The sequence below is a fragment of the Idiomarina sp. genome (assembly GCF_048260185.1).
Lineage (GTDB): Bacteria > Pseudomonadota > Gammaproteobacteria > Enterobacterales > Alteromonadaceae > Idiomarina.
In genome coordinates, this window is record NZ_JBLXHB010000004.1 from 124,863 (window position 1) to 138,803 (window position 13,941).

General features: G+C 49.8%; 11 protein-coding genes. 3 read left to right on the forward strand and 8 right to left on the reverse strand.

Annotation, left to right across the window (positions count from 1 at the left end):
• The 5 genes from aroK to ACN0RF_RS10055 all read right to left on the reverse strand — a co-directional run bounded on the left by aroK (position 1) and on the right by ACN0RF_RS10055 (position 4,120).
• Complete coding sequence (aroK, locus tag ACN0RF_RS10035) at positions 1-534, reverse strand: shikimate kinase AroK (RefSeq protein WP_273024927.1); 534 nt, start codon at positions 532-534, stop codon at positions 1-3.
• Positions 535-671: 137 nt separating this feature from the next.
• The gene (locus ACN0RF_RS10040) at positions 672-1,955 is read right to left on the reverse strand and encodes a type IV pilus secretin PilQ (protein ID WP_417438893.1); all 1,284 of its coding nucleotides are present in this window, start codon (positions 1,953-1,955) and stop codon (positions 672-674) included.
• Positions 1,952-2,779: a hypothetical protein gene (locus ACN0RF_RS10045; protein ID WP_417438894.1), complete on the reverse strand. Its 828-nt coding sequence runs from the start codon at positions 2,777-2,779 to the stop codon at positions 1,952-1,954. The genes ACN0RF_RS10040 and ACN0RF_RS10045 overlap by 4 nt, the downstream gene beginning before the upstream one ends.
• On the reverse strand, positions 2,772-3,308 hold the full coding sequence (locus tag ACN0RF_RS10050; RefSeq protein WP_417438895.1) for a hypothetical protein: 537 nt from the start codon (positions 3,306-3,308) through the stop codon (positions 2,772-2,774). The genes ACN0RF_RS10045 and ACN0RF_RS10050 overlap by 8 nt, the downstream gene beginning before the upstream one ends.
• Positions 3,296-4,120: a hypothetical protein gene (locus tag ACN0RF_RS10055; protein ID WP_417438896.1), complete on the reverse strand. Its 825-nt coding sequence runs from the start codon at positions 4,118-4,120 to the stop codon at positions 3,296-3,298. The genes ACN0RF_RS10050 and ACN0RF_RS10055 overlap by 13 nt, the downstream gene beginning before the upstream one ends.
• 190 nt (positions 4,121-4,310) lie before the next feature.
• Between ACN0RF_RS10055 and ACN0RF_RS10060 the strand changes: the two genes are divergently transcribed.
• On the forward strand, positions 4,311-6,773 hold the full coding sequence (locus ACN0RF_RS10060) for a penicillin-binding protein 1A (protein WP_417438897.1): 2,463 nt from the start codon (positions 4,311-4,313) through the stop codon (positions 6,771-6,773).
• Between the two features lie 38 nt (positions 6,774-6,811).
• Here ACN0RF_RS10060 and ACN0RF_RS10065 read toward each other — a convergent pair whose 3' ends face one another.
• Positions 6,812-9,253, reverse strand: a complete 2,442-nt coding sequence (locus tag ACN0RF_RS10065; protein WP_417438898.1) for a bifunctional aspartate kinase/homoserine dehydrogenase II — start codon at positions 9,251-9,253, stop codon at positions 6,812-6,814.
• Between the two features lie 174 nt (positions 9,254-9,427).
• Between ACN0RF_RS10065 and metJ the strand changes: the two genes are divergently transcribed.
• Positions 9,428-9,751: a met regulon transcriptional regulator MetJ gene (metJ, locus tag ACN0RF_RS10070; protein ID WP_011235689.1), complete on the forward strand. Its 324-nt coding sequence runs from the start codon at positions 9,428-9,430 to the stop codon at positions 9,749-9,751.
• A gap of 75 nt (positions 9,752-9,826) precedes the next feature.
• Here the strand turns inward: metJ and ACN0RF_RS10075 are convergent, their stop codons facing one another.
• Complete coding sequence (locus ACN0RF_RS10075) at positions 9,827-11,071, reverse strand: malic enzyme-like NAD(P)-binding protein (RefSeq protein WP_417438899.1); 1,245 nt, start codon at positions 11,069-11,071, stop codon at positions 9,827-9,829.
• Positions 11,072-11,312: 241 nt separating this feature from the next.
• Complete coding sequence (gene rpmE / locus ACN0RF_RS10080; protein WP_011235687.1) at positions 11,313-11,531, reverse strand: 50S ribosomal protein L31; 219 nt, start codon at positions 11,529-11,531, stop codon at positions 11,313-11,315.
• A 167-nt stretch (positions 11,532-11,698) separates the two neighbouring features.
• Between rpmE and priA the strand changes: the two genes are divergently transcribed.
• Entirely contained in the window at positions 11,699-13,909 is a 2,211-nt protein-coding gene (gene priA, locus ACN0RF_RS10085) for a primosomal protein N' (protein ID WP_417438900.1), read from the forward strand.
• The last annotated feature ends 32 nt before the right edge of the window (positions 13,910-13,941 follow it).

Below are 13,941 nucleotides of genomic sequence, written 5' to 3' on the forward strand. Positions count from 1 at the left end.
TTACCCAAGACCGTTAATGGACTCAAGCTGTTCGATAATGTCGTTGACCACAAACTTTGCACTTTGCTCATCGGTTTGCACCGTAATGTCGGCAATTTCTTCGTACAAAGGATCGCGTTCTTGTGCCAGTTCTTCTAGCACTTTACGCGGGTCGTCAGCTTCGGCAATTAAAGGCCGGCGTTTGTCACGCTGGGTACGAGCCAACTGCTTCTCGATAGGGGTCTTTAAATACACCACCACACCCCGTGCCGATAAACGGTTACGGCTTTCTTTGCTCATGACCGAGCCGCCACCTGTCGCTAAGACGATGCCCATGTTTTCGGTAAGCTCTTCGATCACTTTTTCTTCGCGTGCACGAAAGCCTTCTTCACCTTCAAGCTCGAACACCCAACTGATTTCGGCACCCGTGCGGCGCTCAATTTCAGAATCTGAGTCGTAGAACTCTAAATGTAATTGTCTGGCGATTTGACGGCCAATCGTACTTTTGCCAGCCCCCATGGGCCCAACAAGAAAAATATTACGTTTCTCAGCCATATTCCTGCTTACATCATTGGTTAAAATTAGCTGTAACTCACGAATCCGGAGTGTCTGGAGACGTCCCCCAACCCAACGAAAAGAAGCGCGATTATCGCAACTTGAGCCCACTTTAGCAATAGTAATCGGCTTTTGGACTAACTTTGTGGCAATATCGTTGGTGTTACAAAAATCATAAGTTCCCGCTTTTCATCGCGTTGCTGCTGATGAGAGAACAATTTCCCGATTAACGGCAGCGACCCTAAAATGGGGACGCGACTGTCATCATTCAAGTTATGTTCCTGAAAGATTCCGCCCAGAACGATAGTTTCGCCATTTTTTGCCAGCACCCGTGTCGACATTTCCTGAGTGTCGATAGCAACAGCGGGGCCGGTTGGGGTGGCAACGGTATCGCCACGGGTGTTCTGAGTAATGGTTAGCTCCATTAAAACATGGTTATTGGGGGTAATTTGCGGTGTAACACTTAAGCCCATAACCGCTTTTTTAAATTGCACGGCAGTAGCACCATGTGCGGCGGTTTCTACATAAGGTATTTCGGTGCCCTGCTCTATGTAGGCGGGTTGTTGGTTCGACGTGAAAATTTTCGGACTGGTAATAATTTCCGCTTTGTTCTCCTGCTCCAGCGCGGTCAGTTCAAGATCCAGCAGAATATCGTCACTCAGCCGCGCTAAATTAGCAGAAAAAGTGCCGGCGGGTGCGGCGGTAGGCAAGTCTACCTGCATGCCTTTTACAAAACTGCCTGCGTCTTCCGGTATTGCCAGACCGTATTCGGAAACGCCCCAGCGAATGCCCAGCTCTTTACTGACATTAGCTTTTACAGTGACCATGCGGGCTTCAATAAGCACCTGTTTAACCGGCACATCTAAGTCATTAACTAACTGACGTATGGAGTCCAGTTGCTCTGATGTGTCCCTTACTATAAGTGTATTGGTACGTTCATCGACGCTTACCGCGCCGTTTGGTGACAGAAAACTCTGCTGCTCGTTTTTTAACAGCTTGGCTAAGTCGCTGGCTTTTGCAAAGTTAACGCTGAGTAAAATAGAGCGATACTCGCTGCTATCTGTGGTTTGTTGGCCGGCAACATCAATGCGCAGCATAGAGCCCTGCAGACGAATAGCGAGGTCATGGCTCTCAATTAACGTCGCAAATGCGTCCTGCCATGCGACACCATTCAGTTTCAGGCTGGACTCGCCTTTCACCTTGTCGGTCATCAATATGTTCAGTTGATGCTGATCCGCTAATAATTGTATGAGTTCGCGCAGCGGCATTTTGCGGGTGTTGAGTGATACCGGTTGTAAGCGCTGCTGTTCGCTTAGCAGGCTTTGCCAGTTCTTGTCGGCTGCATAGACTGGCGACACGGGCTGCAAACTCAGAATACCCAGCAGTAAAAAGACATAAAAGGAGAGTCGTGTTGGTATCATTGTGAGGAATTGTCCTTAGTTAAATGGAGTTTCAACGGCTTTGCTGACCAGCATCCCGCTTGCTTTTCCCAAAGCTGAAATTCGGCGTACTCGCCGTTAACGCCTTGCAGCTGCATGAGCGGATCAGCTATCCAGCTACTTTCCGCAAGTGTCAGCAGTGGTTGATTTGGTATTTTCAACAGGGCTTTTTTTACCGGAGAGGTTTGAGTGGCAATTAACTGCACCAACGACCAGTCACTAATGCGAGTGTCGCTTTTTATTTCAGGTTTGCCCAAACACTCGATAGGCTCTGCGATAACGTCCGGAAAGTCTGATTTAAACAACGAGTGAGCGCTAAGTTCTGAGGGTGCGGGGCTGTCAGCTGATAACCAGAGAAATTGCCAGCTTAATTTGCCGTTGTTTTCCCCGGCGTCCCGCCACTTTAGTGTTTGCGTAAATGGAAACGGTTGTCGCATTTCCTGCTGCGCCTGCATGACAGAGGCGACCAATCGCAACGCGTTCTGATAAGTTCCGTTAACACCAACCAGCCACTGCTTTGCGTTTTCCGGGCTTTGTTGATAATAAAGGTCAACATTATGCTGCCTTGCCGCCTGCGTTAATAAAGTGGAGACTTCCGTTTCTGGGTGCTCCTTCAAAACTGGCCCGGTTTGTTCGGGAACCTCAGGAACGGTCTGCTGCAGCTGTTTCTGTTGCGTCCTAAGCTGCCCATTTAGCTGGCTCGCCTGATAGCCGGTAAGAAAGTAACTGACGCCAATAGCCCCTGCGGTGAAAAGCAGAACCACGGCGATCCATAACCGCAGTGGTTTTTTAAGTGATTCAGCCATTAGGTTGAGCTCCGCTGTTCGCGTTTTTCTGAGCACTGGTGTAGGCGAACACCACACCTTGCTGAGGCAGTAGCTGCTGCTTTAATCCGGGTTCTACTAACTGCTGTTCCAGCCATAAATACTGTTCATTAACCTGCTGTATCTGCCGGTAGATGGCGGTGAGTTTCATTTGAGACTGGCTAAGGGAAAACTCGCGCTGCCGGAGTTGGTGCTGTGTTCGCTCAAGCAGAGCGTAAAATGCGTTGAGCATGTCGTGGCTAGTATGCTTTCGTTGGGTAAAGGTTTTTTGCAACTGTTGCTGATTTTGGTATTGCTCCCAGCGTTGCTGCTGAACGCTCTGCTCTTTCAGAGCCAGCTTTTGCTCCGCCAGTTGATGCTTTAAGTTGCTCAGGTAACTTTGAGAAGACGTGACCCATTGCACAGATAAAATGCTGACAATAAGCAGCAGGAGAATACCCAGACAATGCAGCCCGCGGTAGCGCAGCCATAGGCTTTGTTCCCGCCACTGCAACAGGTTTAGCGATGCCATTGACTGAACCCCCGCAAAGCTAAACCCAGCAGTACTAGCTCGTTATCCAGGACTGAAATAATGGGGGCAACGTTGTTCTGGAAAAAGGGGGCCGTAGAAAGCGCCAGATGCTTCAGTTGTTGCTGATTAGAAAGTTGCCGTTCAAGTTGCGACTGAATGGCTTTATCGCCAAAACTCATTACCCAGCTGAATTGATGAGAAAGCTGAGCCTTAAGCAAAAAACTCACTAAATTGTTGGTGTCGACAGAGTCCAGCCGCTGAAAGACGCCGTTTTTACAATAAAGCAAAATGGATTGTTGCTGACGTAGCTCAACGACTACCCACGCCATGTTAGTCTCGAACTTGGTATTGTCAGGCCAAAGGTAAGGCAAAACCGCATTAGCTGCCCGTACTACTGACTGATAAACGGGTTCAACCACTTGCACCGGCATTTTCAGTGGGGCCAGTAAGACCAGCAATTCCTCCAGTGCTGAACGCTGGCCAATAACCGCTTCTGCTTCTTGCCCGTGGTTATGGGTGCAGTAGTCGTAGCTTATACCGGTATTGCGTTTTAGCTGGGGCGGTAATTTTTCCAGTAATTGCTCTTCAACCTGCAGGTTATTGTCTAACGGAATTTTCTGATAGTGGGTTGCGCTGTAGTCCAGTGCCGAGACAATACTGTCTGGTTTTAAGCCCTTGCCGGTTAAGCTGCTATGGTGCTGCTGAGAAAAGTGTTCGACAACAAAATGCCGACCCCGGCGGGACAATTGTAAAACCAGACAATTTTCACGATTAATTTGCACAGCAAGTGGTTGTTGCCGAAGTAATGACATTAGACAATATCCTTATTGTAGAAAAGCCAGATGCAAGCGTAGTGTTGTGAACAAAAATCCTCCATAATAGTCAGTAAGAGTTATGAGCTAATTTATGTCGGTGATTTCGGTTTCAACACTTTGGCGTGTTTCTGTAGTAAGTTCTGGCGTAAGTTCTGACGTAGTAAAAATGAAGTCATGGAGCAGATAATTGAAGTGGTTTAAGCGGCTAATCTACACCTTGCTGGTGTGTATTATTCTTGGCGGGGTAACGGTTGGCAGCCTTTACTTATACGTTAAGCCCGAGTTACCCAGTGTGGAAACCTTGCGGGACGTGCGCTTGCAAACACCCATGCAGGTGTTTAGCGCTGACGGTGAACTGATCTCGCAGTTTGGCGAAAAGCGCCGAATTCCGGTAAAACTGGAAGATGTACCTCAGCCGCTTATTGATGCTTTTCTCGCTACCGAAGACAGCCGTTTTTATCAGCACTTTGGGGTTGATCCAATAGGTGTTGCCAGGGCTTTTAGCGTGTTGCTCACCACCGGTGAAATTCAGGAAGGTGCCAGTACCATTACCATGCAGCTGGCGCGAAACTTCTTCTTAAGCTTTGACCGTGCCTGGATGCGTAAGGTGAAAGAGTCTTTTATCGCTGTCCACATTGAACAGTTGTTGAGTAAAGACGAAATTCTTGAACTTTATTTGAATAAAATTACCTTTGGTCATCGTGCCCACGGTGTCGGTGCAGCCGCGCAGGTGTACTACGGTAAGCCGTTAAACGAACTGACGCTGGCGCAAATGGCAACCATTGCCGGTTTGCCTAAAGCACCGTCTAACCTGAACCCTATTTCAAACCCTACTGCCTCTAAAGCTCGTCGACGCGTTGTCTTACTGCGCATGCTGGACGAGAAGAAAATTACTCGTGCTGAATTTGAAGAAGCCGCAAATGCTCCTGTCACAGCTCGACGCCATGGCGCTGAGGTGACAGTGCACGCGCCTTACCTGGCAGAAATGGTGCGTCAGGAAATGGTTGATCGCTATGGTGAAGATAAAGCCTATAACGAAGGTTATCAGGTGTACACAACCATTAGAAGCGACGTACAGTTGGCTGCGCGCCAGGCTATATGGGATAACCTGCACAGCTATGATGAGCGACACGGTTATCGCGGTCCTGTTAGTTTATTGTGGTCAGCAGAGAAGAATGAAGAGCCGGTTAAAGAACCAGCCATACGCAAGTACCTGGAGCAACTGCGTGTTATTGGTGCGGTAACGCCGGCGGTTGTGACTGCAGTCGAAGAGCAGTCGGCTGACGTATTAGTGAAGGGAGAGGGTAAACTCACCCTGCCATGGGAAGCTATGCACTGGGCTCGCGAGTACTTAAACGAGGAACGTCAGGGCCCGCCTCCGGAAACCGCAGCTGACATTATGCAGCCGGGTCATGTTATTTGGTTGCGTCGGGTAAATGACGGCAGCGAATGGCGACTGGCGCAAATTCCCGAACCCAGTTCCGCTATTGTCTCTTTACAACCCGACGATGGTGCCGTTGCCGCTGTTGTCGGTGGATACAGTTTCCAGCTGAGCCAGTACAACCGTGCTTTGCAGGCGGAGCGTCAGGTCGGCTCAAACATTAAACCTTTGATTTACTCAGCTGCATTTGAAGAGGGCTTAACTCTGGCTACCTTGGTGAATGATGCGCCCATTAACCAATGGAACCCGGGTTCCGGTGTAGCCTGGCGACCTAAAAACTCGCCGGAAGTCTATGAAGGCCCTATCCGTTTGCGTAAAGCTTTGGCTAAGTCAAAGAACGTGGTCTCGGTGCGCTTAATTCGCGAACTGGGAGTTAAAAAAGTGGCGGATCACTTGGCCAAATTTGGTCTGGACCGCTCAAAAATTCCCGAGAACGAATCGCTTTCTCTTGGCTCTCTTTCAATGACACCCATGCAGGTAGCTCGTGCATACGCAGCCTTCTCAAACGGTGGGTTTCTGATAGAGCCCTACTTTATCAAACGTATTGAAGACGCTGATGGTAATGTGATTGAAAAAACCGACCCGGTGCGCGCTTGTTTCGACTGTGACAACCCGGCTCCGCAGGTGATTAGCGAACAAAATGCGTTCCTGGTTGAGCAGGCAATGAACTCAGCAGTCTGGGGCGGCGGCAGCTGGGCAAATGGCACAGGCTGGAACGGTACGTCCTGGCGTATTCAGCGTTCTAAACCCATTACTGAAGCTGTTGGTCGCAACATTGCCGGTAAAACCGGTACCACCAACGATGTTCGTGATACATGGTTCTCAGGTTTTACATCGGACCTTGCGACAACTGTCTGGGTTGGGTTTGATGATGTTTCCCGTAAATTAGGACGCACGTCGAAGCACCCTGAAGTCGACTCCAGTCAGCAGGCAATAACTGGCGGTGAAGCGGGTGCGAAAACTGCGTTGCCGGGCTGGATCCTGTTTATGGAGAAGGCGCTACCGCTGTTTCCGTCACGCGATTTTGGTATTCCGCCGGGTGTGGTGAATGTCCGTATTGACTTAGAAAGCGGCAAGTTATCGCACAAAAGTGACTACACCACGCGGTTTGAATACTTTATACGTGGTACCGAACCCACTGAGTACAGTCGCGATAACGGTCAGTCTAATGGCGATATCTTTCAAGAAGATGATGACGACTTATTCTAGTCAGGTAAAAGCTGTGCAATAACAAATTAGTGGGAGCATTAAGCTCCCACTGCCAGTTTACTCAGTAACTGATTCAGATCCGACTGCACGCCGCCAGCAGTAACGTGTTTACCCGCACCAGGTCCGCTAATAACTAATGGCATTTCTGAATACCAGTCGGTGTAGATAACGAAGATGTTTTCACCGGGTATTAAGTTGGCCAGCATGTCGCCTTCCGGAATGTACTCAATACCAACCTGAGCAGTAACTCTTTGTTCGTCGCTGACGGTAAAACTAGCCAGCAGTCTCGGCACTTTGCCGTCTTTAGCAGCTTCGTCCAGCATGGCTGTCATGGGCTCATCAAGTTCCGACAAGCGCTGCATAAATTCGCTAAGTGGTAAGTCACGTAAGTGCTCCGGCACCAAACTTTTTACTTCAATGTCCTGCCAGTCCAGTTTTAACCCAATTTCGCGTGCCAGAATCAATAATTTACGGACTAAGTCCTGACAGGATAAATCTTCACGAGGATCAGGTTCGCTGTAACCTCGCTCTTTGGCTTCTTTCACCAGTGAACTGAAAGTCACACCTTTGGTAAAGTTCTCGAACAGCCAGGACATGGTGCCTGAGAAAATACCGGAAATGCTGCGAATTTCGTCGCCGGAATTACGCAAGTCGTTAATGGCGTAGTTCAGTGGCAGTCCGGCACCAACTGTGGTGTTGTACAGCCATTCACGCTTGTACTCGTGCTGAATGGTACGAATTTCACGGTACAGTGCCTCGTCGGCGGAGCCCGCGCGTTTGTTGGCACTAATAATGTGCAGGCCGTTTGCGAACAAGCTGGGGTACAGCTGAGCGACTTGTTTGGCGTCGGTTAAATCAATCACCACCAGCTCATCGTATGGCGCATTGGGTAGCTCGCGTAACAGTTCCGTGAGTACATAAGGTCGTGCCAGACGGTCGAAGTCTTCTGCCCACTGGGTGAGTTCGACGCCATTGTAATCCAGCCATAAACGCCTTGAGTTGGCTATGCCCATAACCCGCACGTCCATCACCTGATTAATACGGTCACGCTGCTGCCGGAACAGTTCCAGCCAGGCCGTACCAATGTTGCCACGACCAATGACCAGCACGCCCAGGCTGCGACGGTAGTTAAACAATTGGCTATGCAGGCGGTTGAGTAAACGGTTATCAAGCTTTTGCTCCAGAATAGCGACAGCAGAGTCACCGTTTTGTGTCAGGGCAAAACGACGCACTTTTTGCTCAGAAAGCTGCAGTTTAAAGGTCGAGAACTGGTCGGTTTCCTGAATGCGGTTACCGACAATGGCCAGCATGGAATAGCCGCGAATTTGAGTAATGGCGTCACCGGCGCCCAGACTGTCCAACCAGCCGGACAGGTAGTCTAAGTGGTTTTGATGAAACACCAGATACTGCTGATGATTTTCCGGCTCGGTCCAGCTGACCAGTGGCTCTAGTTCCAGTTCATCCAGACGTTTTACTAAGGCTTTATCGTGCAGCTCAACCTTAAACAGCACCACTTCAGACAGTGAAGTGAAGACTTTTCCACGAGGTTGGGTATTCTGGAACTGACCAATACGCGTTTGCTGATTTTCTACTTTCAGGCTGGAGCGAACGGAAATGACCATACGCTGACGGTCGACCGGCTGAAAGGTTCTTGGGTGCAGAACTGGGCTGCCAAGGCGCGCCAGTTCTTCAGCCTCGGTCCAGTCTAATGTTGGTAAACTGACTACGCGCTCAACTTTGCGCGGGTCTGCCGAATAAACGCCGGCTACGTCTTTCCAGATAGTAACCTGACGTGTATCCAGCAGACTGCCTACTAAGGTTGCTGAATAGTCACTGCCGTTACGGCCCAACGTTAAACTTTCGCCATTTAAACCGCGGGCAATAAAGCCGGTAACAATAAAGCGGGTGCCCGAGTGAGGAGCTACTCTTTGTAATAGTTTTTCACGAGAATGTTCTACCTGAATAACGGGTTCAGGGGCATCTGCAGCGAGTAAAAAGTCGCGGGCATCAATGTGGTCGGCGCGGGTGCCCTGTTTTTGCAGTAAAGCTGATAACAAGCGGGCAGACCAGAGCTCGCCGTACGACAGTAACTCGGCGTTATGGCTAATGGCTTCGTCGCCGGCTAACCAACGACGCCAGCGAGTAAAGTCTTTTTGCGATTGTAGTAGCAACTGTTTTTGTAAGTCGCCACTTAATAACTCGGTGATCAGCCCTTGCTGAAAACTCTCCAACTGATCGAGCAGAATGCTGGCGGTGTCGCCTGGCTGCGCCTTAGAATTAATAATGGCAAGAATGCGGTTGGTTGTATCTCCGGCTGCGGAAACGACGACTAAGTCGCTGGCACCAGCATACTCGGTTACAATTCGGGCAACGCGGCGATAGCAGAACGCATCAGCAAGACTGCTGCCGCCAAACTTATGCACCTGAACGCTGTCGGCAACGGCTTGCTTTTGCTCTTCTGTGAGCTGAGTTGTTGTCATTCCGCCTTCCTTAACTACTCGCTTGAATTAGGTAACTGCTACTAAGGCTAAAATATTGTCAGGCAAATGTCAGCAACTTTTAGCCATCTAGACGGATAAAATTTGACGGGGTCGTTCATTCGGGTACAATTCATTATAACTTATGTGGTTTTGTTATATAGCGGGACAATAACAATGAAATGGAACGGCGAATATATTTACCCTTATGCTGAACACGGTCGTAAGAGTCAGCAGGTGAAAAAAGTTACGGTCTCAATACCCACGCGCGTGTTAAAAGTACTGACCGATGAACGAACCCGTCGCCAAATTAATAATCTGCGCCATGCTACCAACAGCGAACTATTGTGTGAGGCGTTTTTACACGCTTTTACCGGTCAGCCGCTGCCGGAAGATGAAGACTTGCAAAAATCCAACCCGAATAAAATCCCCAAAGCTGTGCGCGAAGAGCTGGAAGCCCGGGGATTACCTATTCCAACCGATGAAGAGTTGGACGATTAAACAGTGCGTGTGGCCGTAGCCTGACGTTCACGTCAGGAATGGCATCTCACCTGACATAAATATCAGGCTACGTGATTAATCCTGCATATAATTTTTTGGTAAATCGATTTTGGCTGCGCCGGATTTCACAGCAGCCTCTGCAACGGCGCGCGATACGCGTGGACACAAGCGCGGGTCAATTGGCTTAGGAATAATATAATCACGGCCGAAGGTTAATTCTTTGACACCGGCTGCTTTCAATACCGACTCCGGCACTGGCTCTTTCGCCAACTGACGAATAGCTTCCACTGCTGCAACTTTCATTTCGTCGTTAATCGCAGTAGCACGCACATCTAATGCACCGCGGAACATAAACGGGAAGCATAAAACGTTGTTCACCTGGTTCGGGTAGTCTGAGCGTCCGGTGCCCATAATCAGGTCATCACGTGCGGCCATAGCGGTTTCCGGCTTAATCTCCGGGTCTGGGTTAGAGCAGGCAAACAGAACCGGGTTAGGTGCCATAAGTTTTAGCTCTTCTGCGCTGAGTAAGTTAGGCCCTGAAACCCCAACGAAAATATCCGCGCCGTCGATAACATCTTTTAGCGTACGCTTATCGGTGTTGTTGGCGAACAGTTGCTTGTATTCGTTCAAGTCGTCCCGGCGGGTGTGAATAACGCCTTTTGAGTCGAGCATATAAATGTGCTCGCGTTGTGCGCCACATTTAATTAAAAGCTCCATACAGGCAATGGCGGCAGCACCGGCACCAAGGCAAACAATGCGAGATTCTGCCAGGTTTTTACCCTGAATTTCTAACGCATTCAGCATACCGGCGGCCGTCACAATGGCAGTACCGTGCTGATCATCATGGAATACCGGTACATTGCAGCGCTCTATTAAGGCTTGTTCAATTTCAAAGCACTCAGGGGCTTTAATGTCTTCTAAGTTAATACCACCAAAGGTATCGGCAATGTTAGCAACGGTGTTGATAAAGTCCTGCGTGGTGCGGTGGTTCACTTCAATATCAATAGAGTCCAGTCCGGCGAAACGTTTAAACAGCAGAGCTTTACCTTCCATAACCGGTTTTGATGCCAGCGGTCCCAGGTTTCCTAAGCCAAGAATGGCGGTTCCGTTAGTAATAACCGCAACCATATTGCCTTTGGCCGTATAACGGTAAGCCGCGTCCGGGTCCTGAGCAATTTCCCTAACCGGCTCTGCGACGCCCGGGCTGTAGGCCAAAGCTAAATCTTTGCTGGTTTCTGCGGGAGTGGTGAGTTCAACCGAAATTTTACCCGGGGTCGGGTATTCGTGGTAATCCAGTGCCTGTTGGCGAAAATCTGTCATGCGGTGATACCTGAGTCTGGTTATCAGAATGCCAGTCAGTCTATCGCTTTTATGCTAAGAAACAAATCTTACCTCCGTCTTTATGCCGAATGACGAGAACTAAATTTAATGAGTGTTCAAAAGTACACCAGTTAACTTTTCTTTAACAATAGGAGGTTTAGGCAAGCGGGCACAAAAAAAGGCGCTGTTTAGCGCCTTTCTCTTAAAATCTGCTATTAAGCAGCGTTTTCCATAGGTTTTCTTAGGAGTCTTTCTTGCCCAGAGCACCAAAACGCTTCTTAAATTTATCAACACGACCACCAGTGTCCATTACACGTTGCTTACCAGTGTAGAACGGGTGGCACTCTGAACATACGTCCAGGTGAAGATCTTCTGAGCGGGTTGAACGTGTTTCGAACGTGTGACCGCAAGAACAGCTGACTTTTAAAGTCTCGTACTTAGGATGAATACCTTGTTTCATGGGGTTACCTCAGTTATGGGCCGCATCGCCATTCGATCCAAAGCCGAACACCATGCGCAAAAAAACATCAATGAATTAAGAGCCGCGCATTTTATGTGATCCTGAGCCTGTGATCAAGTAGAATCTGCTGCCTTGTATTCTGCGCGGTAGCGTTCCAGAATAGAGCCATGAAGCAAGCCAGCACCGGTAGCGAACGACGTTATAAAGTCGCACTGCCGCTACCTCTTCGACAAACCTATGATTATCTGTGCAAAAGTGCCGAGCCACTGCCGCAGGGAGTCCGCGTGCGCGTGCCTTTTGGCCAGCGTCAGCTAGTGGGTTACGTGGTTGCCGAAGCCAGTGACGAACCGCCAACATTTGAACTGAAGTCGGTTGCTTCGGTTCTCGATGAGCAGCGACTGTGGCCGGATGATATCTGGCAGCTGGTGCGCTGGTCTTCCGACTACTACCATCATTCATTGGGGGATGTAGCCGCTAATAGCCTGCCGGTTCTGTTGCGCAAAGGCGATGCGCCGGAATATCTGACCGAAACTTTTTATGCGTTGACCGACTTAGGCCGGGCGCAGTCCATTAATGATTTAAAAGGGGCTGCAAGACAGCAGCAGGTGCTGGCGGCGCTTAAACATCAGCCGCTCAGGCGCAGCGACTTGACCGATATAGGCGTCACCTCAGCCGTGCTTCGTACCTTACAGGATAAAGGCTGGATTGAAGTGCGCGAGCAGGCACCGACTAAGAATCAGGGCTGGCAAAAGCAGTCATCGGTGCTAAAAGAGCAGGGGCATGCACTAAATACCGAGCAGGCAGCGGCGGTTTCGACCATTAACCAACAGCAGAAGCACAGTACGTTGTTGCTGGAAGGGGTTACTGGTAGTGGCAAAACCGAAGTGTATTTGCAAGCCATGGAACCGGTACTGGAACGTGGTGAGCAGGTGTTGGTGCTGGTACCGGAAATAGGCCTGACTCCACAGACTTTACAGCGCTTTAAAGAGCGTTTTGACGCGCCGGTGGTCATGCTGCACTCCGGTATGAGTGACAGAGAACGTTTGAATACCTGGCTGGACGCGAAGCACGGACATGCGGCAATCATTATCGGTACCCGTTCGGCGGTGTTCACACCCTGCCAGAAGCTCGGACTTATCGTGGTCGATGAAGAACATGACTTGTCTTACAAGCAACAGGACGGCTTTCGCTACCACGCTCGGGATATTGCCATTAAACGGGCGTCTTTACTGAATATTCCGCTGGTACTGGGTAGTGCAACGGCCTCGCTGGAAACTTTGAATAACGCGGTCAGCAAGCGTTTTCACTGGCTTAAGTTGGGGCAGCGAGCTGGTGGTGCGCAAATGGTTAAACACGAGCTTATTGACCTGAAGCAGCAGCCCATTAAAGCCGGTGTTTCCAAAGCGTTGCAGGAACAAATTCAGGTAGAAATTGAACGCGGTAATCAGGTATTGCTGTTTCTTAATCGCCGCGGCTTTGCACCGGCGTTAATGTGTCATGAATGTGGCTGGCTGGCGCAGTGTCATCGTTGTGATGCTTATTACACAGTACATAAAGCTCATCACCAGTTGCAGTGTCATCATTGCGGTAGTCAGCAGCGAATACCTAAGCAGTGCGGTTCCTGCGGCTCCACGCACTTAATTTCGCATGGCGTGGGTACCGAGCAGTTAGAGCACAGCCTGAAGGAGATGTTTCCGGGTCGTGGAGTGCTGCGCATTGACCGGGACTCCACCCGCCGTAAAGGCCAGTTAGACGACTACCTGCAAAAAGCTACAAATAACGAGTACCCTTTGCTGGTCGGCACGCAGATGTTGGCTAAAGGCCATCACTTTCCGCATGTGACCTTGGTGGCGCTGCTGGATGTTGATGGTGCGCTTTACAGTGCGGATTTCCGGGCTGCGGAGCGTTTAGGACAGCTTTATACTCAGGTGGCGGGGCGCGCCGGGCGGGAGCACAAAGCCGGCAAGGTGGTACTGCAAACCCACCATCCGGAACACGACTTAATTCAGGATCTGCTCAATAACGGTTATTCACATTTCGCGTTGACGGCTTTAGCCGAACGCCAGCAAAGCGAGCTGCCGCCGTTCTCTTATTTGGCGCTGTTCCGTGGCGAAGCAACCGACAGAGACTCGGTGGTACAGGCCATGACCCAAATTCAGCAGCTAATGCCGCAGGTGGAAGGTGCGTTTTTACTGGGGCCGATGCCAGCTTTAATGGAGCGTAAAGCTGGTCGTTACCGCTATCAATTACTGTTACATTGTCAGTCGCGTAAATTGCGTTTTCAGCTTATTGAACACTTGTTGCCGCAGATTAACGCTTTGCCGTTATTGAAAAAAGTGCGCTGGTCACTGGACATTGATCCACAAGACTTCAGCTGATTAACAACTAAGCGGTTTTTTTTATCGAGCGT

Coding starts and splice junctions, on each gene's coding strand:
- aroK (WP_273024927.1), bottom strand. CDS start 534: ATGGCTGAGAAACGTAATATTTTTCTTGTTGGGCCCATGGGGGCTGGC.
- ACN0RF_RS10040 (WP_417438893.1), bottom strand. CDS start 1,955: ATGATACCAACACGACTCTCCTTTTATGTCTTTTTACTGCTGGGTATT.
- ACN0RF_RS10045 (WP_417438894.1), bottom strand. CDS start 2,779: ATGGCTGAATCACTTAAAAAACCACTGCGGTTATGGATCGCCGTGGTT.
- ACN0RF_RS10050 (WP_417438895.1), bottom strand. CDS start 3,308: ATGGCATCGCTAAACCTGTTGCAGTGGCGGGAACAAAGCCTATGGCTG.
- ACN0RF_RS10055 (WP_417438896.1), bottom strand. CDS start 4,120: ATGTCATTACTTCGGCAACAACCACTTGCTGTGCAAATTAATCGTGAA.
- ACN0RF_RS10065 (WP_417438898.1), bottom strand. CDS start 9,253: ATGACAACAACTCAGCTCACAGAAGAGCAAAAGCAAGCCGTTGCCGAC.
- metJ (WP_011235689.1), top strand. CDS start 9,428: ATGAAATGGAACGGCGAATATATTTACCCTTATGCTGAACACGGTCGT.
- ACN0RF_RS10075 (WP_417438899.1), bottom strand. CDS start 11,071: ATGACAGATTTTCGCCAACAGGCACTGGATTACCACGAATACCCGACC.
- rpmE (WP_011235687.1), bottom strand. CDS start 11,531: ATGAAACAAGGTATTCATCCTAAGTACGAGACTTTAAAAGTCAGCTGT.
- priA (WP_417438900.1), top strand. CDS start 11,699: ATGAAGCAAGCCAGCACCGGTAGCGAACGACGTTATAAAGTCGCACTG.